Annotated in this window: 21 protein-coding genes; 14 read left to right on the top strand and 7 right to left on the bottom strand. The window is 56.5% G+C overall.

Annotation, left to right across the window (positions count from 1 at the left end):
• The first annotated feature begins 7 nt into the window (after positions 1–7).
• Positions 8–844, top strand: coding sequence for a helix-turn-helix domain-containing protein (locus CU103_RS05030; protein WP_106662845.1), 837 nt, complete (start codon positions 8–10; stop codon positions 842–844).
• Between the two features lie 89 nt (positions 845–933).
• On the top strand, positions 934–1,947 hold the full coding sequence (bmt, locus tag CU103_RS05025) for a betaine--homocysteine S-methyltransferase (protein ID WP_106662844.1): 1,014 nt from the start codon (positions 934–936) through the stop codon (positions 1,945–1,947).
• A gap of 49 nt (positions 1,948–1,996) precedes the next feature.
• Here the strand turns inward: bmt and CU103_RS05020 are convergent, their stop codons facing one another.
• The 3 genes from CU103_RS05020 to CU103_RS05010 form a co-directional block, all read right to left on the bottom strand.
• On the bottom strand, positions 1,997–2,602 hold the full coding sequence (locus tag CU103_RS05020) for a PadR family transcriptional regulator (protein WP_245448615.1): 606 nt from the start codon (positions 2,600–2,602) through the stop codon (positions 1,997–1,999).
• Between the two features lie 147 nt (positions 2,603–2,749).
• A complete protein-coding gene (locus CU103_RS05015; protein WP_106662843.1) occupies positions 2,750–3,436 on the bottom strand; it encodes a 4Fe-4S dicluster domain-containing protein in 687 nt (228 codons plus the stop codon).
• Positions 3,437–3,522: 86 nt separating this feature from the next.
• Positions 3,523–5,109: a trimethylamine methyltransferase family protein gene (locus CU103_RS05010; protein WP_106662842.1), complete on the bottom strand. Its 1,587-nt coding sequence runs from the start codon at positions 5,107–5,109 to the stop codon at positions 3,523–3,525.
• A gap of 242 nt (positions 5,110–5,351) precedes the next feature.
• On the opposite strand from CU103_RS05010, the gene CU103_RS05005 reads away from it, so the two are divergent.
• Positions 5,352–6,050 carry a corrinoid protein gene (locus tag CU103_RS05005; protein WP_106662841.1) on the top strand — a complete coding sequence of 233 codons (699 nt, stop codon included), beginning with the start codon at positions 5,352–5,354 and terminating at the stop codon, positions 6,048–6,050.
• Positions 6,051–6,137: 87 nt separating this feature from the next.
• On the opposite strand, the gene CU103_RS05000 is transcribed toward CU103_RS05005, so the two are convergent.
• Positions 6,138–6,293, bottom strand: a complete 156-nt coding sequence (locus CU103_RS05000; protein WP_106662840.1) for an entericidin domain-containing protein — start codon at positions 6,291–6,293, stop codon at positions 6,138–6,140.
• 69 nt (positions 6,294–6,362) lie between these two features.
• Between CU103_RS05000 and CU103_RS04995 the strand changes: the two genes are divergently transcribed.
• The 9 genes from CU103_RS04995 (at position 6,363) to CU103_RS04955 (ending at position 14,558) form a co-directional block, all read left to right on the top strand.
• On the top strand, positions 6,363–6,986 hold the full coding sequence (locus CU103_RS04995; protein ID WP_106662839.1) for a DUF1638 domain-containing protein: 624 nt from the start codon (positions 6,363–6,365) through the stop codon (positions 6,984–6,986).
• A gap of 78 nt (positions 6,987–7,064) precedes the next feature.
• Positions 7,065–7,643 carry a DUF4893 domain-containing protein gene (locus CU103_RS04990; RefSeq protein ID WP_106662838.1) on the top strand — a complete coding sequence of 193 codons (579 nt, stop codon included), beginning with the start codon at positions 7,065–7,067 and terminating at the stop codon, positions 7,641–7,643.
• A 69-nt stretch (positions 7,644–7,712) separates the two neighbouring features.
• A complete protein-coding gene (locus tag CU103_RS04985) occupies positions 7,713–8,384 on the top strand; it encodes an exopolysaccharide biosynthesis protein (protein WP_245448613.1) in 672 nt (223 codons plus the stop codon).
• 118 nt (positions 8,385–8,502) lie between these two features.
• The gene (locus CU103_RS04980; protein WP_106662836.1) at positions 8,503–8,805 is read left to right on the top strand and encodes a virulence factor; all 303 of its coding nucleotides are present in this window, start codon (positions 8,503–8,505) and stop codon (positions 8,803–8,805) included.
• A 16-nt stretch (positions 8,806–8,821) separates the two neighbouring features.
• The gene (locus tag CU103_RS04975; RefSeq protein WP_106662835.1) at positions 8,822–9,694 is read left to right on the top strand and encodes a methylenetetrahydrofolate reductase; all 873 of its coding nucleotides are present in this window, start codon (positions 8,822–8,824) and stop codon (positions 9,692–9,694) included.
• Between the two features lie 31 nt (positions 9,695–9,725).
• The gene (locus CU103_RS04970) at positions 9,726–10,688 is read left to right on the top strand and encodes a methyltetrahydrofolate cobalamin methyltransferase (RefSeq protein ID WP_106662834.1); all 963 of its coding nucleotides are present in this window, start codon (positions 9,726–9,728) and stop codon (positions 10,686–10,688) included.
• Between the two features lie 142 nt (positions 10,689–10,830).
• On the top strand, positions 10,831–12,858 hold the full coding sequence (locus tag CU103_RS04965) for an ASKHA domain-containing protein (protein WP_245448650.1): 2,028 nt from the start codon (positions 10,831–10,833) through the stop codon (positions 12,856–12,858).
• Positions 12,859–12,924: 66 nt separating this feature from the next.
• Positions 12,925–13,839: an ROK family protein gene (locus CU103_RS04960; RefSeq protein ID WP_106662832.1), complete on the top strand. Its 915-nt coding sequence runs from the start codon at positions 12,925–12,927 to the stop codon at positions 13,837–13,839.
• Positions 13,836–14,558 (top strand): copper homeostasis protein CutC, encoded by a 723-nt coding sequence (locus tag CU103_RS04955; RefSeq protein ID WP_106662831.1) that lies wholly within the window; start codon positions 13,836–13,838, stop codon positions 14,556–14,558. The genes CU103_RS04960 and CU103_RS04955 overlap by 4 nt, the downstream gene beginning before the upstream one ends.
• A gap of 2 nt (positions 14,559–14,560) precedes the next feature.
• Here the strand turns inward: CU103_RS04955 and CU103_RS04950 are convergent, their stop codons facing one another.
• On the bottom strand, positions 14,561–15,463 hold the full coding sequence (locus CU103_RS04950) for a LysR family transcriptional regulator (protein ID WP_106662830.1): 903 nt from the start codon (positions 15,461–15,463) through the stop codon (positions 14,561–14,563).
• A gap of 137 nt (positions 15,464–15,600) precedes the next feature.
• On the opposite strand from CU103_RS04950, the gene CU103_RS04945 reads away from it, so the two are divergent.
• Both CU103_RS04945 and CU103_RS04940 read left to right on the top strand, forming a co-directional pair.
• Positions 15,601–15,858, top strand: a complete 258-nt coding sequence (locus tag CU103_RS04945; protein WP_146147748.1) for a hypothetical protein — start codon at positions 15,601–15,603, stop codon at positions 15,856–15,858.
• A 218-nt stretch (positions 15,859–16,076) separates the two neighbouring features.
• Positions 16,077–17,075 (top strand): GlxA family transcriptional regulator, encoded by a 999-nt coding sequence (locus CU103_RS04940; RefSeq protein ID WP_106662828.1) that lies wholly within the window; start codon positions 16,077–16,079, stop codon positions 17,073–17,075.
• 19 nt (positions 17,076–17,094) lie between these two features.
• Here the strand turns inward: CU103_RS04940 and CU103_RS04935 are convergent, their stop codons facing one another.
• Together CU103_RS04935 and CU103_RS04930 are read right to left on the bottom strand one after the other, a co-directional pair.
• Positions 17,095–17,913 carry a DUF1194 domain-containing protein gene (locus tag CU103_RS04935; protein ID WP_106662827.1) on the bottom strand — a complete coding sequence of 273 codons (819 nt, stop codon included), beginning with the start codon at positions 17,911–17,913 and terminating at the stop codon, positions 17,095–17,097.
• Positions 17,914–18,050: 137 nt separating this feature from the next.
• Positions 18,051–20,567 (bottom strand): GcvT family protein, encoded by a 2,517-nt coding sequence (locus CU103_RS04930; protein ID WP_106662826.1) that lies wholly within the window; start codon positions 20,565–20,567, stop codon positions 18,051–18,053.
• Positions 20,568–20,626: the final 59 nt, after the last annotated feature.

The following is a 20,626-nucleotide window of genomic DNA, read 5'->3' as shown; positions in this document are numbered from 1 at the left end:
AGAAGAAATGGATAAACGCGATCTTTCTCGCCTGTTCCAGGAGCGTGTGAAAAGCCTTCTCTTACGCAGCGGTGACAACCAGTCGTCATTTGCCGCATCGGTCGGAATCGATCGGTCGGCGCTTTCACAACTTCTGTCCGGACAGTCCACGCGACTCCCCCGCGTCGAAACGCTGCTCAACATCGCGGAGCGCTATGGGGTGTCCCTTGATTGGCTGTTGGGTCTCAGCCAGGATGAAGGCATCATTGGTGAACTGCGACCAAGTCTCGAAATCGAAGAGGGCGTGGACGGTTTCGAACAGACGCTGCTGGTTCGCTGGCATGCGGAAGCCACAGGCAGCAAGATACGCTATGTGCCTGCCCGCTTCCCCGACCTCCTGCGCACCCGGGCGGTTATCGCCTATGAAACCTCAATGGTTCACCGCGACCCGGCGACACAGATAAGCGAAACCGCATTTCGCCTGGACTATAACCGGCAACCAGGTACGGATATGGAGGTCTGTATGCCGTTCCAGAGACTGCAGGATTTCGCTGCCGGCTGCGGCATATGGAGCGACCTTCCCCGCAGTGTCCGCCTCCAGCAGCTCGAACATATGGCAGTGCTGTTGGATGAGCTTTACCCCTCCTTCCGCCTCTACCTATTCGACGGGAGGGAGCGGTATTCGGTCCCCTACACGGTTTTCGGACCCTATCGCGCGGCTATCTTTGTCGGCGAAATGTATCTGGTTTTAAACACGACCGAGGCGGTACTTACCTTGCAGCGGCATTTTGACGGCCTGATCCGTGTCGCCAAGATCAATGCGCACGAAGTGGCGGCGTACATTCCCTCCTTGAAGGTGGTCTAATTTGCGCAAACCTTGTCGCAAATGACGATTGACCACATATAAAGACTTCCTTATATCGTTATCTATTCGATCCTAAAGGAATATCCGTCATGACCATTGCAAATCCACTCGCTGAACTCATCGCCGAAAAAGGCGTTTTGCTGGCTGATGGCGCAACCGGTACGAACCTGTTTGCGACTGGCCTCGAAGCAGGCGAAGCGCCAGAACTCTGGAACGATGCCCAGCCGGAAAAGATCACCGCGCTGCATCAGGGTTTTGTGGATGCCGGTGCAGATATCATCCTGACCAATTCCTTTGGCGGCACGAGGCATCGACTGAAGCTGCATCATGCACAGGATCGAGTGTTTGAGCTCAACAAGAAAGCGGCGGAACTTGCCCGCGGTGTCGCCGACAAGGCGGATCGAAAGGTCATCGTTGCTGGATCGGTCGGTCCAACGGGCGAATTGCTTGTGCCGCTTGGTGCCTTGACCGAGGCAGACGCAGTCGCAGCCTTCACAGAGCAACTGGAAGGCTTGAAGGCCGGCGGCGTCGATGTCGCCTGGATTGAAACCATGTCGGCGCCCGGCGAAATCCGCGCCGCTGCCGAAGCTGCGGTCAAGGTCGGCCTCCCCTACGTCTATACGGGTTCGTTCGATACGGCGGGCAAGACGATGATGGGCCTGCCACCGAAAGAAATTCATGGCGTTGTCGATGGTCTCGGCGAAAAGCCGGTTGCCGTTGGTGCTAATTGCGGCGTCGGCGCTTCAGACATTCTCGCGTCCCTGCTTGACATGAGCGAGGCCGATCCGTCTGCGACTATTGTCATCAAGGGGAATTGCGGCATTCCCGAATTTCGTGGATCCGAGATTTTCTATTCCGGAACACCCGATTTGATGGCTAATTACGCTCGCCTTGCCATTGATGGCGGCGCTAGGATCATCGGCGGCTGCTGCGGTACGTCATTTGAGCATCTGGCAGCGATGCGCAAGGCGCTCGACAGCCATGTTCATGGGCCACGCCCTACTGTTGAGACGATCGTCGAAACTATTGGACCGATGCGCAACAAGCTCGCCGCCCACGCGGACGACACACCAAAGCGCGAGCGTCGCGGGCGCCGCGGCTAGACATAGGAACCAGCGGTTCATCCGCTGGTTCTATTTTATTCTGGGGCCGTCAAAGGTCCTCGATCTCGCGGCGGACCCTTTTCAGGATTTCGCGCAGCTGATCCGCCTTTTCGGCAGTCAGCGAACCGCTGCGAAGCTTCGAGCGAAGCGCGAAGCTCAACGCATGCATTTCCTCGCCCAAAGCGGCACCACGTATCTCGCCAGAAGCATTGTCGAGTTGGGCGTTGATCTTGTCCAGCTCCGCGCGATTCTCTTCGAGATAGGCAAGCCCCTGTTCCGTGATCGTATAGAGCCGCTTGTTGCCAGTTGTGGTGGAAGTGACAAGATCGGCCTCCTCCATCATCTGCAGCATCGGGTAAATCGCACCTGCACTCGGGCTGTAGGCGCCCTGGAACCTTGCCTCCAGCGCCTTGATGACGTCGTAGCCGTGACGTGGCTCTTCCGCGATCAAACCGAGGACGACAAGGCGCAATGCACCTGGATCGAACATACGGGGACCACGCCCGCCAAACGGACCGTCTCTATGCCGCCCGAATGGACCGCCGCGTCCGCGTCCGCCAAAGCGGCCCCCGCCCTCGTGCGAACCTGACATTGTTTCAACGCGCGACCAATGATCGCCGCCGTGGCCGTGGTGTTTTCTGCAATGACCATACATGGAATGATGTCTCCTAGTTATATCTTTCATAAGTAATATCTATACAAAGATATATCTTTTATCAAGCCAACGATATATCTTTTGTTGGGAAACTCGGCTAAGCATTTGAAATAGCATAAGTTTTCTTGCGCGCAGGTCTGCCCGGCCTCAGGCTTTCGCGAATGCATGCATATGAAACCGCATCTGTTGTGCAGAGTAGGCATGCTCGTGTCCGACAGGACAGGCGCGGCGCGCCAGGCAACCGCCGGTTATGCACGTGTCCCCTTCTCCGGAAGCAAGATGGCCACGGCAACGAACGACATCATATCCGTCAATGGAGAAAGCATTCACTGGGCAGGCTGAAAGGCACGGCCTGTCCCGGCAATCGTCACAGGGATGACGTTGCGGACCACCGCTGGACAAGTCGAGCACATGATCAAACAGAAGTGCCCCACGAAATGCGTGCCATAGCCCATATTGCGGATGAATCAATATTCCGAGCGGAGAAGTATTCAGTCCTTCGGCGCACATCGCCCATTGCTGAAACGGCAGATAGGGCTGGTCGGACGGAAACACCGCCGTTGCGCCAAATCTTGCGGCCACCGCAGTCAACACTTCCCTGGACCAGGTATCGAGCGGATCTTGCGCGCCCGGATGATCTTCTCGCCATCGTACGAAATGCGGCCAAATCGATGAGCCGAAGTGCCCCACCAGGACGACGCTTCGAAAATGCGATCCCCGGATCAAGGGCGAAGGAACGTTAACTTCATCAAAAACAATACCGCCGCGCTGGACCAAACCATATGGCTCCAGCGCGGCGGCGATTTGATCGAGGATCGGATGAGTAACGGTCATCCGGCATCTGAGCCCTTTACAGCAGAGGCCCAGACTTCCTTGTGGATCAAATTGGCCACTTTAGCCCGGCCGTCCTCGGGCTTCTTTCAAGTGAAGGCGTCGGGCATCGAAGCCTTCTTCTTGGCAATGAACTCTTTCAGGGATTCGTCGATTGCCGGATCGAGATAAGGCGCTTCGTAAGTCTCAAGCCAGCGGCGCGCGAGTTCGTTGGCACGCTGGTCCGCACGCTTCTCGCCCTCGGCCAGCCACTGCTCGTAGGAATTGTTGTCTGCGATATTCGAGCGATAGAAAGCCGTCTGGAAATTCGCCTGGGTGTGGTCGCAACCAAGATAGTGGCTTCCTGGCCCAACCTGCCGAATGGCGTCCATTGCCTGACCATTCTCGGAAAGGTCCACGCCTTCGGCGATCTTCTGCGCCATGCCGAGCTGGTCGATATCCATCATGAACTTCTCATAGGACGAGACCAGACCGCCTTCGAGCCAACCCGCCGAATGCAGAACGAAGTTCGTGCCGGCAAGCAGCGTGGAATTCAATGTATTGGCACTCTCGTAAGCAGCCTGCGCATCGGGTACTTTCGAAGCGCACAGCGAGCCGCCCGTACGGAAAGGCAATCCGAGACGGCGCGCCAATTGCGCCGCGCCATAGGAAACCAGCGACGGTTCCGGTGTACCGAAGGTCGGCGCGCCCGACTGCATTGAGATCGATGAAGCGAACGTGCCGAAGATAACCGGTGCGCCTGGTCGTATCAGCTGTGTGAACGATGCACCCGCGAGAACTTCCGCCAGAACCTGCGTCAGCGTACCTGCCACCGTCACTGGACTCATCGCACCTGCGAGAATGAACGGCGTGACGATGCATGCCTGGTTGTTGCGTGCATACACCTTCAACGCACCGACCATGGTTTCATCGAATACCATCGGCGAATTTGCATTGATAAGACTGGTCAAAACGGTGTTCTGATCGAGATAATCTTCGCCAAATACCAGCTTGCACATTGAAATAGTATCTTCCGCACGCTCCGGTGCGGTTACAGACCCCATGAAGGGCTTGTCAGAATATTTGATATGAGCATAGACCATATCAAGGTGGCGCTTGTTGACCGGTACATCGACCGGTTCGCATACGGTACCACCGGAGTGATGTATGGATGGCGCCATATAGGCAAGTTTGACGAAATTGTTGAAGTCTTCAATCGTTGCATAGCGGCGATTGCCATCAAGGTCACGCACAAAGGGCGGGCCGTACACCGGCGCAAAAACGGTAGCATTGCCGCCGATTTGCACAGCGCGCTCGGGATTGCGGGCATGTTGCGTATAAATTGAAGGGGCTGTCTTTAGCAGGGACCGTGGAAGCCCCTTGGGGAAATGCACGCGTTCGCCTTTAACGTCAGCACCAGCTTCCTTCCACAAAGCAAGAGCTTCGGCATCATCGCGAAATTCGATGCCAATCTCTTCGAGAATGGTATCCGCATTCGCCTCGATCAGCGCCAGGCCCTCTTCGTCCAGCACTTCATAGGTGCGAATCTTGCGCGTGATATAGGTGAGAGACTTGCCGGGACCACCACCGGAACGGGCTGCTCGACGCGCGGCAGCACCTGCACCAGCGCCGCGGCCGCGCCGTCCACTGCTTGTCTCCGCTTCAGCGGGTGCATCGATTGGCGTTTCCTCAATCATTATCTTTCTCCAAGCGCTCGAAGCGCGGACTGCTTCTTAACCAGACCAAATCCTAACGCCGACGCTTGTAATGGCGTTTCCGTGTGCGGCACGCAATGGCGCATCGAAGACAAACACCCAGTCGTTTTCGTCATTTACTAGGTCGCATTTAAGCGATGCGTTTTCAGCAACTTGCCCGATATGTTAATAGAACGCCAGTTATGATACTGACCTGTGCATAACGCTTGAAAGGACGCATACCCATGGCCGATGATGAAATCATTCTTTCGGAGCTTTCGGACGATGAACTCGTCGAGCAAATGCACGATGATCTGTATGACGGATTGAAGGAAGAAATCGAGGAAGGCACTCAAATTCTTCTTGAGCGCGGCTGGGCACCCTACAAGGTCCTTACCGAAGCTCTGGTCGAGGGAATGCGCATCGTCGGCGAGGATTTCCGCGACGGCATTCTTTTCGTGCCGGAAGTTCTGCTTTCAGCCAATGCGATGAAAGCCGGCATGTTTATTCTGCGTCCCCTTCTCGCCGCCACCGGCGCCCCCAAACAGGGCAAGCTCGTAATTGGAACGGTCAAAGGCGATATTCACGACATTGGCAAAAACCTCGTCGGGATGATGATGGAAGGTGCCGGCTTCGACGTGATCGACCTTGGCATCAACAACCCCGTCGAAAACTATCTCGCCGCCATCGAAGAGCATCAGCCTGACATTCTGGGCATGTCGGCACTACTCACGACAACGATGCCCTATATGAAAGTCGTGATCGACACGATGAAGGAAAAGGGCATTCGTGACGACTATGTCGTGCTGGTTGGTGGTGCGCCGCTGAATGAAGAGTTCGGCAAGGCTGTCGGCGCCGACGCTTACTGCCGCGATGCGGCGGTAGCGGTGGAGACGGCCAAGGCGTTCATGAAGCGCAAGCACAACCAACTCTCGGGTGCCTGAACATTACAAAAGCGGCCGCAAATGCGGCCGCTCTTGAAATGCTGGCTGGAGCCAATGAGAAACACCTCGCGGGCTCGACATCGTTAGTTAATTGGCAGATCTTGCCACCCTTTGACCAGCGCTCTGGGTCGCGTTGACCGTATTGGCCGCGTCCGCACCCATGCCGCGAATGGTATTTGCGCAGCCTGCAAGAGCGACAACGGCAAGAATGGCGGCAATCGGAGCGATGTGTGATAGTCTCATGGACGATATCTCCCGTTTTGGTAAAATAAATCCAACGCTCGCATAACGCGATGGAGCAAAATCAGTTCCATGAATGTAAGCCGAAAGTCAACGAGATCCGCAGAGACCGTGAGGGTTATTGCCTGCGGGATGATCGCCCGTGAAATCCTGGCGATACGCGAACAATTTGGCCTCGATCATATAGACCTGAAATGCCTGCCTGCGATCTATCATCACTACCCCGACAAGATTGCACCATCCGTGGATCGCGCGATTATCAAGGCAAAAGCTGAGGGTATCAAACGCATTTTTGTCGGTTATGCCGATTGCGGCACAGGCGGAATGCTCGATCGCGTCTGTGAAAAACATGGCGTCGAACGCATCGCCGGACCGCATTGCTTTTCATTCTATGTCGGGAATGAAACGTTCGCCACGCAGTGGGACGACGACATGACCTCGTTTTTCATGACGGATTTTCTCGCCCGCCATTTCGACGCATTTCTGGTGAAGCCCCTTGGGTTGGATCGTCATCCCGAATTACGTGATATGTACTTCGGCAACTACACGAAAATGATCTATCTGGCGCAAACAGATGATGCTGAGTTGACTGCCAAAGCCGAAGAGGCTGCCGCTTTTCTTGGTCTGACCTATGAGCGCCGCCTCACCGGTTATGGCGATCTGGTTCCCGCCCTGATATCTGTGACAGGTCATTAGCTCGCGTCGGGCGCCATCAAATGAACCGTTTCTTTGTTCATTTGCACAAAACCGGACCAAAACAGGAGTAATCCCACGATGTTTCGCGCCGCTATCGCAACCATTTTGTGCCTTTCTTGTGCAAATTATGCTCACGCCGACGGGGCGATCACTCGGCTGATTACCAAGTCCGATCAGGCCCGGCTCGACAAATACGAGGAAACCAGGAATAAGGCGCTCGATGAGGCGCGAAAGGGCGGCGCTGCAGCGGATGTGCAGGTGTTGAACGCCACGCTTGCCAAAGCCAACCTCACTTTCAGTGAAGACTTCAATATGACCGGCGACTGGAAATGCCGGACGACAAAACTTGGCAACGAACCACCGTTGACCGTCTATGACTGGTTCGATTGCCGTGTCATCGACGATGGGTCAGGCTGGGTGCTGGAAAAGACAAGCGGTTCACAGCGGACGAAGGGACGTTTTTACACCGACAGCGATAACCGCCTCACCTATCTCGGAGTCGGTTATATTGCCGGCCAGAAGCCGAAGGCGTATAGCGCGGGACCGGACAATGACCAGGTGGGTTATGCCTATCGTACCGGCAGCAATGAATTCCGGATCGAGTTTCCCGCCCCTGCCCTCGAATCGCTCATGGATATTCTTGAATTGAAGCGCTGAATTGCTTTCGTCATTGCAATGTCACCATTATCGCTCCATATGCGTCAAAATACGAACAAAGACGAGACGATGGCCGCTATCGACGCAGATCATGAAATAAAGCCCGATGAGGCGACCATACATTCAACAGCGGACAATGACCCGCGCTCTCTTTCGCAGGTCTTCGAGGATCTGTCGCTTACCGCCGTCGTGCCGGTATCGTTCACCGAGCTTGAAGACGCCTTTACCGATCGAAGTTTTGCGGCACTCCTCACATTTTTTGCCATTTTGAATCTCTTGCCACTGCCACCAGGGACCGGTGTCGTCACGGGAATTCCCCTCGTTCTTGTTTCCGTGCAGATGGTTATGGGCCGCGAGTCAGTCTGGCTTCCTGCCTTTATGCGCGACAAAACGATCTCTCCCGAGCGCTTTCGGCAAATATCGGACAAGGTCGTTCCCTGGTTGCAATGGCTGGAGCGGTTCATCCGGCCGCGCAACTGGCCATTCGGACGCAAACAAGGTGATCGCTGGTTGGGTGTGTTCACCACTATTCTTGGCATGTCCGTCGTGCTTCCTATGCCCCTTTCCAATTGGCTTCCTGCCTTGGCTACCGCAATCATAGGCATTGCGCTCTGCGAGCGGGACGGCAGACTGATGCTCGCAGGACTCATTCTCGGCGTCGTCTCTATCAGTATTGTCTTCGGCTTTGCCTTCATTGCCGCGAGTGTGGTTGCTTACGCCGCAAGCTTTTGGCCTTTCTGAATCGCCTGTCGCAAAAACACTAATGAAGCACGTCGCATTTGAGTGCGCGCGCGTCGTGAGATAGCAAGCTTAACCCCTGATATTCCGGCAAAAGGGTCCTCATCGGAGGATTGATTGCATGGCTGATCTCATTGTCGTTTATTGGCGGGACATTCCTGCTCAAGTGACCGTCAAGAAGGGCCGTCAGGCAGCAAAGCGCGAGCTTCCCCTTCGTTTTACCGAAGCCATCGACATGTGTGCCATGCGGATTGGCGCCAAAGATTCGGACGCCTATCTGGCGGAATGGCGTCGCGGCACTCCGGTGCCTGTAAGTGATGATCTGGATACTGAGGCTGATGCAGCCTTGGCGCGAATTGAAAACGAATATGATCGGGAACGCCTTGTGGCGCTTGTAAAGGCAGGTGGACATGACAATTCATGAATTGAGAGCGAAGCCAATGACAAAGATCGCAGCATCCATCGAAGTGGCAGCACGCCAGGCCATTGAATCGCAGGACCTGCCTGGTCTGTTTCCAGCGGGTACCCGCGTCTATATTACCGACATGGGCACCGACAGCGTGGATACGCTGACGTCTGCGGCCAAGCGCATTCATGATCTTGGTTACAAGCCGGTGCCGCACTTTGCGTCACGGCGGCTGTCGACCAAGGCAGCCCTCGAAACCCGTATCCGCCGCGCCGCTCAGGAGGCTGGCGTTACCGACGTTCTCGTTATCGGCGGCGGCCTTGAGCGTCAGGCCGGGGAATTCTCATCGACGATGGAAGTGCTGGAGACAGGCTTCTTCGACAAATACGGCATCACCGAGATGGGTGTGGCCGGTCATCCTGAAGGCAGCCCTGAGTTCTCTGAAGCTGTCGCAATCGAGGCATTGCGCCTGAAGAAGAATTTCGGCGAGCGCACTGGCGCCAAGCTGCGCGTTGTTACCCAGTTCGGCTTCGACGCCGATCGCTTCATCCGATATTCGGAATCACTGCGCGAACACGGCGTTGATCTGCCTGTGCACCTTGGCGTTGCCGGTCCTGCCAAGATCACCACTTTGATCAAATATGCCGCCATGTGCGGTGTTGGCAATTCCATCAGCTTCCTGAAGAAGAATGCCCTCTCCCTGACGGCGCTCGCCACGAGCCACTCACCCGAGGGTGTTGTTGGCCCGATCGAACAGCATGCCATTGCAAATCCGGCTTCCGCGATCAAACAGATCCACATCTTCCCCTTCGGCGGCCTGAAAAAATCGTCCGAATGGCTCGTCGATCGTGGCTCGTGGAAAGTACACAACGCTTCCCACACATCCGCAAACGCAGCAGCCAGCTGAGGAACGGCCAGCACGGCCAGGAAAGGCACTTATGACCCGCACGATCGTTGCCTCGGCGACCAAAGAAATCATCATCGGATTTGATCAGCCCTTCTGCGTGATCGGCGAGAGGATCAATCCGACAGGCCGCAAAAAACTCGCGGCGGAAATGATATCCGGCAATTTCGACACCGTCATCAAGGATGCGCTGGAGCAGGTGGCTGCCGGCGCAACCATGCTGGATGTCAATGCGGGTGTTACGGCGGTTGATCCAAATGCAACAGAGCCGGGTCTATTGGTTCAGACCTTGGAAATCGTCCAGAACCTGGTCGATGTGCCGCTGTCTATCGACAGTTCGGTTACCGCTGCCATCGAAGCTGCACTGAAGGTTGCCAAGGGCCGTCCCCTCGTCAACTCCGTGACCGGCGAAGAGGAGAAGCTCGAAGCCATCCTGCCGCTGATCAAGAAATACAATGTGCCTGTCGTTGCGATCTCCAACGACGAGACCGGCATTTCTATGGACCCCGACGTTCGTTTCGCCGTGGCCAAGAAAATCGTGCAGCGTGCCGCCGATTTCGGCATTCCAGCGCATGACATCGTGGTCGATCCGCTGGTTATGCCTATTGGCGCGCTTGGCGACGCTGGCCGCCAGGTCTTCGCGCTGCTGCGCCGCTTGCGCGAGGAGCTGAAGGTTAACACGACCTGCGGTCTTTCCAACATATCCTTCGGCCTGCCGCATCGCCATGGCATCAATGCCGGCTTCATTCCGATGGTAATCGGCGCCGGCATGACGTCGGCGATCATGAACCCCTGCCGTCCGCAGGAAATGGAAGCCGTTCATGCGGCCAACGTTCTCAACGGAACGGACGCCAATTGCACCTATTGGATCAAGAAATATCGCGATCACCAGCCAGCAGCGGCAGGAGCAGCGCCCTCTGTATCCGTGCCGGCCGATTCCGCCGGTGGCGGTCGCCGTCGTGGCGGTCGCGAGGCGCGGCGCGGCGCCGCAGGCTGACGGTTTGCGTTACGCAAACTGACCAGCATACAAAGGCGGCGGGCGGTTAAACTGCCCCTCGCCTTGAAAGTTTGGAGCATCGATTGTGAACGCACCCGTCAAAGCACCAGAGGCATCGGCAAAGGAAGCGCTTGTTCTCTTCATGCCGTCGGGTAAGCGTGGACGCTTTCCTGTAGGCACTCCTGTACTGGACGCTGCGCGCACCCTCGGGGTGTATGTCGAAAGTGTCTGCGGTGGTCGCGGTATTTGTGGACGCTGCCAGGTCGAAGTGCAGGAGGGGCAGTTTGCCAAACACGGCATTACTTCCTCCAATGAACACATTTCAGAGTTCGGGCCGAAGGAACAGCGCTATGCGGAAAAGCGCGACCTGAAGGAAGGCCGGCGTCTGTCATGCTCGGCGACAATTCTCGGCGATTTGGTCGTTGACGTTCCTCACGATGTTCAGGTCAACGCGCAGGTTGTGCGCAAGGATGCCGATACGCGCATCATCGAGCGCAACCCCGCGGTTCATATGTGCTACGTCGAGGTGGAAGAGCCCGACATGCACAAGCCGCTCGGTGATCTCGATCGCCTGAAAGCTGCCCTCGAAAAGGAATGGGGCGTCCGCAATCTTGAAGTCGATGCCCACATCCTGCCGAACGTCCAGAAGATTTTGCGCAAGGGTGAGTGGGGCGTTACAGCCGCCATATACCAGGACGAGGAGACATCGCGGCCGACCATGATTGGCCTATGGCCCGGCCTGAAGAACGAAGCCTATGGCATCGCCTGCGATATCGGCTCGACGACCATCGCCATGCATCTGTCGTCGCTGCTCTCAGTCCGCACCATCGCATCCGCTGGCACGTCCAATCCGCAAATCCGCTTCGGCGAAGATCTGATGAGCCGCGTCTCCTACGTCATGATGAACCCGGACGGCCGGGAAGGCATGACGCAGGCTGTGCGCGAGGCCATAAATGGACTGATCGACAAGGTTTGCGCCGAGGGCGGCGTTGCGCGCGAAGACATTCTTGATGCCGTCTTCGTCGGCAATCCGATTATGCATCACTTGTTCCTTGGCATTGATCCGACAGAGCTCGGCGGGGCGCCTTTTGCGCTTGCTGTTTCTGGCGCGGTTCATCTGAAGGCGACGGACATCGGCTTGGCAATGAACGCCGGAACACGGGTCTATATGCTGCCCTGTATTGCGGGGCACGTCGGCGCCGATGCCGCCGCTGCGACGTTGGCCGAAGGCCCGCATCGCCAGGACGAAATGATGCTGCTCGTGGATGTCGGGACCAACGCCGAAATCGTCCTGGGCAACAGGCACCGCACTGTCGCTGCCTCATCTCCGACTGGTCCCGCCTTCGAAGGCGCGGAGATCTCCGGCGGCCAGCGCGCCGCGCCTGGCGCAATTGAACGCGTGCGCATTGACCCCGTGACGCTGGAGCCGCGTTTCCGCGTCATTGGCACGGAACAATGGTCCGACGAGGCAGGCTTTGCCGAAGCCGTGCAGGCCAGCGGTATCACGGGTATTTGTGGATCGGCCATCATTGAAGTCATTGCCGAGATGTACCTTTCCGGAATCATCTCCGAAGATGGCGTTGTCGACGGCGCCCTGGCTGCAAAATCCCCCCGTGTCAGGGCCACCGGACGGACCTTTTCGTACCTTCTGCATGAAGGTTCGCCGACAATCATCATCACGCAGAACGACGTTCGCGCAATCCAGCTTGCCAAGGCGGCACTTTATGCCGGTGTGAAGCTTTTGATGGACAAGCTCGGTATCGATCATGTCGACCAGATCCGGTTTGCAGGTGCGTTTGGTTCCTTCATCGACCCCAAATACGCCATGGTCCTGGGTCTGATCCCGGATTGCGATCTGGATAAGGTCCTGGCCGTGGGCAACGCCGCCGGTACGGGCGCGCGTATGGCCCTGCTTAATCGCAACTATCGCCGCGAGATTGAAGACACAGTTACCCGCATCGAGAAGATCGAGACGGCGCTGGAACCAAAATTCCAGCAACATTTCGTTTATGCCATGGCCATGCCGAACAAGATCGATCCATTCCCGAAGCTATCTTTGGCTGTGACCCTGCCGCCACGCAAGAATGTCAGCGAGGATGGTATTGCTGGCGATGCAACGCCGCGACGCCGCTCGCGAGAGGATCGTGCAGCACGGCGCAACCGCGAATAGCTTTGTCCAGCAGTCAATTTCCGCTATCAAGCATCCACGATCATTTGATTCCGGAATTAGCTTGCCATGATAGCCTGCTTTGACATTGGCGGTTCTGCCATCAAGGGCGCGATTGCCTATTCGCCCGAAGATATAAGGCCGCTGCCGAAAGTACCGACGCCGCTGCATGACTTCGACGCATTTGCGGCGGCCATTGAAAAGATCGCTGCGGATGGCGGCGTTGATCCGGCAAACCCTGTCTCCATCTCGATTGCCGGCGTCGTCGATTCCGATACCGGCAAGATTACGTGCGCCAATATTCCGTGCATTCATGGCAGAACGCTTGTCGCCGATCTCAGCGAAAAGCTGCAAAGACCTGTTCTCGTCGCCAATGATGCCGACTGCTTTGCGCTTTCTGAAGCCGTGGTTGGTGCGGGACGCGGTCATCGCATCGTCTTCGGCATTATTCTCGGTACAGGTGTAGGCGGTGGTATTGTCATCAACGGCAAGATTCACGAAGGCGCCGGCGGTTTCGCCGGCGAATGGGGTCACGGACCCGTTTCAGCGACGCTCGCCGGCAATCCGCCAGTGGCCATTCCGCGCTATGCCTGTGGCTGCGGACAGGTCGGCTGTGTCGATGCGGTTGGTGCTGCACGTGGCATGGAGAGGCTGCACGCCCACCTGCACGGCGTGAATTTGCCAAGCACCGAGATTATTGCCGCATGGAATGCTGGCCACCCTGCGGCAGAGCAAACAATCGATTGCTACATCGACATAGTCAGCGGTCCGCTCGCGATGACAATCAATGTTATCGGCGCATCCATCGTGCCTGTTGGCGGCGGGCTTGCCAATTCAGTCCCTCTCATCCAACGCTTGGATGAGGCCGTTCGCGCACGCATCTTGCGCAGGACCGACAAACCATTGGTCATCCCCGGCGAGCTCAAGATCGAGCCCGGTCTGATCGGCGCCGGCGTGCTCGGATTGATGGAAGTCACGAAATGAGCGTCTTGCTGGAGGTTTGCGTCGACAGTTCCGAAGGATTGGCGGCGGCCATTTGCGGTGGTGCGGACCGGGTCGAACTCTGCTCGGCGCTCGAACTGGGCGGGCTGACACCAACCCCTGGCCTGATTGGACAGGCAACCGTTTCGCCGATCCCCATCTACGCCATGATCCGGCCCCGGCCAGGCAATTTTGTTTTCGCCGAGGCTGATATCGATGCAATGCTGCGCGAGATTGATGCCGTTCGCTCTGCGGGATTGGCCGGTGTGGTGTTTGGCGCAAATCTCGCCAACGGTGAGCTCGACTATTCAACCCTGGAGCGGCTGATGCGCCAGTGCCAGGGGCTCGGCGTCACACTGCACCGTGCATTCGACCTCGTCCCGGACCTCGACGAAGCCGTCACCATGGCCGTCGAACTCGGATTTGAACGCATTTTGACGTCGGGCCGGTCATTGGACGCCCTTGCCGGCATCAGCGATCTGGAAGCGACGTATGAGCTCGCCATGGGCAGGATCAAGATCATGCCCGGCTCCGGGATCAATATCGGCAATGCATACCTCTTGATGGATCGCGTGCCGTTTGACGAGATACACTCATCCTGCGCAGTCCTGACAGCCCCGGTCAGCGAAGCGGCAAGGCGGCTTGGTTTCGAAACCGCCTCGCGCAAGCAGACGAGCGTGGATGCCGTCAGGGCGTTGAAGGCATATTGCCGGAGCAGGTAAACTTACAGTTTCCCCGTCCTCTCATAACCTTCAAAATAAACCCGCAAATGCTGGGCAACCGCTTTGACGTGCGCGCCCGCATTCTTGGCGACAAGCATACCGAGTTTGGATTCGCCTAGCGGCGGCAGACCATGCTCAGGGCCAAGCTGAACCATGTGGTCGTCCAGCAGGAACTTCGAAAACGGCGCAACGGCAAGGTCGGCTATAATAGCGGCGCGCTGTCCCATTGTATGGGCACTCATATAGGCAACGCGATATTCCCTGCCGGCACTTTCCAGCGCGTTGATCGCATCGGCACGCCAGATGCATCCCTCTTCCCACATGGAAAGTGGCAGGGGATTGCGCTCATGGGCCGTGCCACATTTGGCGCCCGCCCAGATAATGTCCTCGGTCATCAGAATTTCGATCTCATCGACCTTGGCCAGCGTCTCGTTCACATTGACGAGCGTGACATCAAGTCGTTGCTCGTCCAGTCGTTTGCGCAGGCTATTGCTCTGATCGATCACGACATCGACCGTTACGTCGGGATGTGATTCCGAGAACCGCTTGAGTACGAACGGCAATACGCGCTCGCCGATATCATCTGGAGCACCGAGCCTCACAATGCCCGAGACTGTCGGCGCTATGAATTTGGCGACCGTCTCGCGGTTGAGCGCCAGCATGCGCCGGGCATAGCCCAGAAGAATCTCGCCGCTCGGCGTCAATTTCACGGAGCGCGCATCACGCTCGAGCAGCACGTGGCCCAATGTTTCTTCAAGCTTCTTGATCTGCATGGAAACCGCCGACGGCGTGCGAAATACCGCGTTGGCAGCGCTCGAGAAACTCCCGGTCTCGGCAATCATTGCGAACGTACGCAATACATCGAGATCCAGGATCGGGATGGGATGATGCATGGGTGCTGACATGACGTCGTATCCTCCATCAATTTTTCTGAAACATACTGTTCTATAATTTCGTTTGATTGAACATCAACTCGAGACGATAGTCAAGATCAGGAAGCGGACGGCATCGGAAAATGCCGATAATCAAGAGGAGTATGAAAATGACCACTTGCGATGAACTCTATCACAGCCACACACGTAGTCTTGCAGAACGCGCAACTACCTCTGTTGTTGATCAAGCGAATCGTCTTACCCGGGCCATTACGCGCGCCCACGAGGTCTTCATTCGCGAGCGCCGGTTGCGGGCAACCGAAATGGCGCTTGATGGATTGCCAGACGACATTCGATGCGACATCGGCTGGCCAGATCTATACGAACGGCAGGTCAGCGAATTCAACAAGTTGAAGTTCCGGCGCTAGCCATGAAACAGACAAACAAAGGGAGCAGATAACAGCCTGTCTGCTCCCTTTATCATATGTGATACCTGCGCTTTTGCGACACAGGTTAGATCCCTTCCATTTAGAATAATTCTATGGTTCTATCTGTAAAAAAGCTCTAGAGACCGCGTCCAGGAATTGAAGTTGCTACTTCAGCTGCGACATGGCTCGAAAGCCAGATACGGGAACATAGAATCATCATGGATCAAGTTGGCCTCACGAAACGATCTTTCGTTTTTTTCCTGGTACCGAGCTTTTCGATGATCGCCTTTGCGACGGCGATTGAACCGCTGCGCATTGCAAATCGCATGCTCGGTTACGAAGCCTATCGCTGGCGTCTTGCGTCCGTGGACGCGAAACCGGTCACGGCATCCAATGGCGTTGAATGCGCCACCACTTCATCACTCGAGGACGAGCGCCGGTATCTGACCGGTGAAGAGCGTCCCTCCATGGTTTTCGTTTGTTCCGGTGTGCATGTCGAAAAATTCCAGAACAAGTCGGTCTTTGCCTGGCTCCGTGAAGAATTCAACCGCGGCGTTGCCGTCGGCGGTCTGTGCACCGGCGCCCATATTCTCGCCGCAGCTGGCCTGCTTTCGGGCAAGCGCTGCGCCATTCACTGGGAGAATTTGCCGGGCTTCGCTGAATCTTTTCCAAAGGCTGATGTCTATGCCGACCTCTTCGAGGTGGATGGCAATATTTACACCTGTGCCGGTGGCACGGCAGCGCTGGACATGATGTTAAAACTTATCGGGGACGACTTTGGCGACAACATCGTCAACCGCGTTTGCGAACAAGCTCTGACCGACCGTGTCCGCAGCCCCCACGACCGGCAGCGTTTGCCGCTGCGGGCCCGGCTTGGGGTACAGAACTCCAAGGTGCTGACTATCATCGAGTTGATGGAGGCACGTCTCTCCGAACCGCTTTCGTTGATCGAGATCGCCGATCACGTCGGGCTGTCACGCCGTCAAATCGAGCGGCTGTTCCGCCAGGAAATGGGGCGCTCCCCTGCCCGCTACTATCTCGAGATTCGACTTGATCGCGCGCGGCACCTGCTGATTCAGTCATCCATGCCGATCGTCGAAGTGGCAGTGGCGTGCGGGTTTGTTTCAGCATCGCATTTTTCGAAGTGCTATCGCGAACTTTACGGCCGCTCGCCACAGCAGGAACGCGCTGACCGCAAGCAATTGATGGCCGCCTAGAGCGAAGAAACAGAAGTCTCTATCGCGATTCCCAGTCCTGCATGCGCCGTTGCCATATGCGCTCGCCGGACAGGCAATCATATTCTGGTCTGTTTTGGGCAATAAGGATTGTGGGAAGCGTCTCCTTCCCGGCAAGTTCCAGCACGAGCTTACGGCGAACGGCCTCGGGAAATTGGTCCCACGAATTGACCGGGATCATGAATGCACCAGGCCCGCCGATGACGCAGTTACTATAATAGATATCAAGATCAGCAACTGCCCAGTCGGAATAGAAATCACCACGCGTCATTAGGGGCAAGCCATTGACAGTGATCCCTTTGGCCACTGCCTCCTCTCGTGCCTCCGCGACCGGCCGGCCATTATTATTGGCGCCATCACCTGATATATCGATGACCTTTCGCATCCCTTTGAAACCGTTATTGTCGAACAGCGTGCTGCTGTAATCGATCGCACCGGAAATTGAAGTCCTGCTCTGTGTCGACGGGATAGGCTGACCAAGTGCGGCCGCGAGCCGTTCGGCAGACTCAGTGCTATCAATCAATGTCCAAGGGACAATCGTCCGTTGTACTGTCGACCCTGCCCACTCCACATAGGTGATCGCGACGCGTCCATGAACGCCCTCGCGAATGGCATCGATTACCTCCTTGCGGCGGAAGGCGGCAATATAACCATCGCGCTGAATTTTCTGTTCGAAAGGTTCCATGGACCGCGATGCGTCTACCGCGAGTACCAGTTCAACATCAACATCGGTCTCGGCTGTTTGGGCACGCGCAGAAAAACTGGCCAACAAAGCCGCCAGTGACAGAAAACTGCTCAGAGCTCTCTTTCGCGATGACATGCCTGAAGTGTACCGCAAAACGTGAGAACGCAAAGCGACTTTGGACTCGTTCACATTCAGTTGAACGAGTCCCGCTCAAAGAAAATGGCGCCCCTTTCGGCGCGCCATTTTCATCAAGTTTGAATGAGCGCGGCGCTTTAAGCTTTCAAGCGCTCGTTTTCGGTATCGAATGGCGACTCAGGAATAACGGTTGCCTTGTGTGTCTTGCCGAGGATTTTGATCTCAAGTTCAGTACCGAGTGCGGAATAGTCGGGCTTTACCATGGCCAGGGCGAGGCTCTTGCCAAGGCGCCAGCCATAGCCGCCATGGGTAGCGCGGCCAATCAGTTCTCCCTTGAAGTAGATCGGCTCACTTCCGCGCGCATCGACATCGGAGACGCCAGGAACATGCACCTCCAAGGTCACGAAATTCCACTTCAAGCCCTCTTCGCGCGCCTTGACCACCGCATCCCGGCCGATGAACTCGCCCTTGTTCGGATGAACGAAACGATCAAGACCGCTTTCGAACGCATTGTATTCAATCGACAATTCTCGAGGGATCAGACGATAGGATTTTTCAACGGCCATCGCTGTCATCGCGCGGATGCCGAATGGCTTGATGCCGAATTCTGCGCCGGCCTCGAGCAGCAGGTCATAGAGGGTATTCTGCTGTTCGATCGGATGATGCAGCTCCCAGCCCAACTCGCCAACGAAGTTGACACGCAGCGCATGTGCAGTTGCTGTGCCCACGCTGATTTCCTTGCCAGAGAGCCAAGGGAATGCCTCGTTGGAAAGATCCGCGCGGGTAAGCTTCTCGAGGACCTGACGGCTCTTGGGTCCTGCCAGGACCAGAACGCCATACATCTGTGTGATCGGACGCAGTGTTACCGAACCATCCGCTGGCAAAAGCTTGTGCAGATAGTCGTGGTCGTGGTTCTCGTAGGCACCCGCAGACACGAGGTAGAATTTGCCCGGAGCCCATTCGTAGACAGTGAACTCCGAACGGACGCCACCCAGCGGCGTCAGAAGGTGGCACAGGGCGATGCGACCCTGTTTCTTCGGGATGCGATTCGCGAGGATCGAATCCAGCCAGCCGCGAGCACCCGGACCGGAAACTTCCATCTTGGCAAAGGCCGACATGTCGAGAAGACCGACATTGTTCGTCACGTTTTTTATCTCATGGCCAACATGTTCGAAATAGTTGGACCGGCGGAATGACCACAGTTCCTTGACCTTGCCATCGGCATCGGGCTTGGGATGATTGTGGTTCATAATCACGTCTGGCTTGTCGAGCTTGGCGACATCGAGGCCATAGCCCTGAGGTGCAAACCAGTTGGCCCGTTCCCAGCCATAGACCGTGCCAAAGACGGCGCCGAGTGCCTTCTGACGATCATAGGATGGGGAACGCTTCAACGGGCGCGCCGCGCCGCGTTCCTCGTCGGGATAATGCACGGAGAAAACCTCGGCGTAAGCTTCCTCATTCTTTTCCTTCAGATAACCTTCGGTCGCGTAGGGGCCGAACCGGCGCGGGTCGACGCCCATCATGTCGATGGACGGTTCGCCCTCGACGATCCATTCCGCCAGCTGCCAGCCGGCACCGCCGGCTGCGGTGACGCCAAAGGAATGACCTTCATTCAGCCAGAAATTCTTCAGGCGCGGAGCAGGTCCGATGATCGGCGAACCGTCAGGCGTGTACGCGATTGCGCCATTGTAGACTTTCTTGATACCGACTTCGCCGAATGCCGGAACACGAGCTATCGCAGTTTCGATATGAATTTCAAGGCGATCGAGATCTTCCTGGAAAAGTTCGTACTCGCTCTCATCCGAGGGTCCGTCGACATAGCAGACCGGCGCGCCCTTTTCGTAAGGTCCGAGCAGCAAGCCACCATTCTCCTCACGCATATACCATGACGAGTCGCTTTCGCGCAGGACGCCCATTTCCGGTAGACCCTTGGCCTTGCGCTCAAGAATAGCCGGATGCGGTTCAGTCACGATATACTGGTGCTCAACCGGAATGACGGGTACATCCAGACCAACCATCCTGCCGGTCTTGCGGGCAAAGTTACCCGTTGCCGACACGACGTGTTCGGCAGTGATGTCGCCCTTGTCGGTCTTCACCAGCCACTGGCCCGAAGGCAACTGCTCGATGCCAAGGACGGCCGTGTAGCGATAGATCGTTGCGCCGCGGTCGCGCGCACCCTTTGCCAGGGCCTGCGTCAAGTCCGCAGGCTGGATGTAGCCATCCTCGGGATGCTGGATTGCCCCGAGAATGCCGTCCATTTCCGCAAGCGGCCAGATTTCCTTGACCTGTTCCGGTGTCAACAACTTGACCGGCACGCCGATGGTCTCCGCAACACCGGCATAATACATATATTCGTCCCAGCGGTCCTTGGTACGGGCGAGGCGGATATTGCTGCAATTGGTGAAACCGACATTCATGCCAGTTTCCTGTTGCAGCTCCTGATAGAACTTGACCGAATACTTGTGTATCTGGCCAACCGAATAGCTCATGTTGAACAATGGCAAAAGGCCGGCTGCATGCCAGGTCGATCCGGATGTCAGTTCCTTGCGCTCGATCAGAACAACATCGCTCCAGCCCTTCTTGGCTAAATGATAGAGTGTCGAGACACCCACCACACCACCGCCGATAACGACAACACGCGCCTCAGTCTTCATTTCACTCTATCCTCTGGTATCGATCGATGGTCGGAACGGCCCTTGCCGATTTTGTGCAC

The sequence above is a fragment of the Phyllobacterium sophorae genome (assembly GCF_003010965.1).
Taxonomy (GTDB): domain Bacteria; phylum Pseudomonadota; class Alphaproteobacteria; order Rhizobiales; family Rhizobiaceae; genus Phyllobacterium; species Phyllobacterium sophorae.
Note: the sequence above shows the minus strand (reverse complement) of the source record. Positions and strands in the feature narration are given on the sequence as shown.

Coding starts and splice junctions, on each gene's coding strand:
- CU103_RS05030 (WP_106662845.1), top strand. CDS start 8: ATGGATAAACGCGATCTTTCTCGCCTGTTCCAGGAGCGTGTGAAAAGC.
- bmt (WP_106662844.1), top strand. CDS start 934: ATGACCATTGCAAATCCACTCGCTGAACTCATCGCCGAAAAAGGCGTT.
- CU103_RS05020 (WP_245448615.1), bottom strand. CDS start 2,602: ATGTATGGTCATTGCAGAAAACACCACGGCCACGGCGGCGATCATTGG.
- CU103_RS05015 (WP_106662843.1), bottom strand. CDS start 3,436: ATGACCGTTACTCATCCGATCCTCGATCAAATCGCCGCCGCGCTGGAG.
- CU103_RS05010 (WP_106662842.1), bottom strand. CDS start 5,109: ATGATTGAGGAAACGCCAATCGATGCACCCGCTGAAGCGGAGACAAGC.
- CU103_RS05005 (WP_106662841.1), top strand. CDS start 5,352: ATGGCCGATGATGAAATCATTCTTTCGGAGCTTTCGGACGATGAACTC.
- CU103_RS05000 (WP_106662840.1), bottom strand. CDS start 6,293: ATGAGACTATCACACATCGCTCCGATTGCCGCCATTCTTGCCGTTGTC.
- CU103_RS04995 (WP_106662839.1), top strand. CDS start 6,363: ATGAATGTAAGCCGAAAGTCAACGAGATCCGCAGAGACCGTGAGGGTT.
- CU103_RS04990 (WP_106662838.1), top strand. CDS start 7,065: ATGTTTCGCGCCGCTATCGCAACCATTTTGTGCCTTTCTTGTGCAAAT.
- CU103_RS04985 (WP_245448613.1), top strand. CDS start 7,713: ATGGCCGCTATCGACGCAGATCATGAAATAAAGCCCGATGAGGCGACC.
- CU103_RS04980 (WP_106662836.1), top strand. CDS start 8,503: ATGGCTGATCTCATTGTCGTTTATTGGCGGGACATTCCTGCTCAAGTG.
- CU103_RS04975 (WP_106662835.1), top strand. CDS start 8,822: ATGACAAAGATCGCAGCATCCATCGAAGTGGCAGCACGCCAGGCCATT.
- CU103_RS04970 (WP_106662834.1), top strand. CDS start 9,726: ATGACCCGCACGATCGTTGCCTCGGCGACCAAAGAAATCATCATCGGA.
- CU103_RS04965 (WP_245448650.1), top strand. CDS start 10,831: ATGCCGTCGGGTAAGCGTGGACGCTTTCCTGTAGGCACTCCTGTACTG.
- CU103_RS04960 (WP_106662832.1), top strand. CDS start 12,925: ATGATAGCCTGCTTTGACATTGGCGGTTCTGCCATCAAGGGCGCGATT.
- CU103_RS04955 (WP_106662831.1), top strand. CDS start 13,836: ATGAGCGTCTTGCTGGAGGTTTGCGTCGACAGTTCCGAAGGATTGGCG.
- CU103_RS04950 (WP_106662830.1), bottom strand. CDS start 15,463: ATGTCAGCACCCATGCATCATCCCATCCCGATCCTGGATCTCGATGTA.
- CU103_RS04945 (WP_146147748.1), top strand. CDS start 15,601: ATGACCACTTGCGATGAACTCTATCACAGCCACACACGTAGTCTTGCA.
- CU103_RS04940 (WP_106662828.1), top strand. CDS start 16,077: ATGGATCAAGTTGGCCTCACGAAACGATCTTTCGTTTTTTTCCTGGTA.
- CU103_RS04935 (WP_106662827.1), bottom strand. CDS start 17,913: ATGTCATCGCGAAAGAGAGCTCTGAGCAGTTTTCTGTCACTGGCGGCT.
- CU103_RS04930 (WP_106662826.1), bottom strand. CDS start 20,567: ATGAAGACTGAGGCGCGTGTTGTCGTTATCGGCGGTGGTGTGGTGGGT.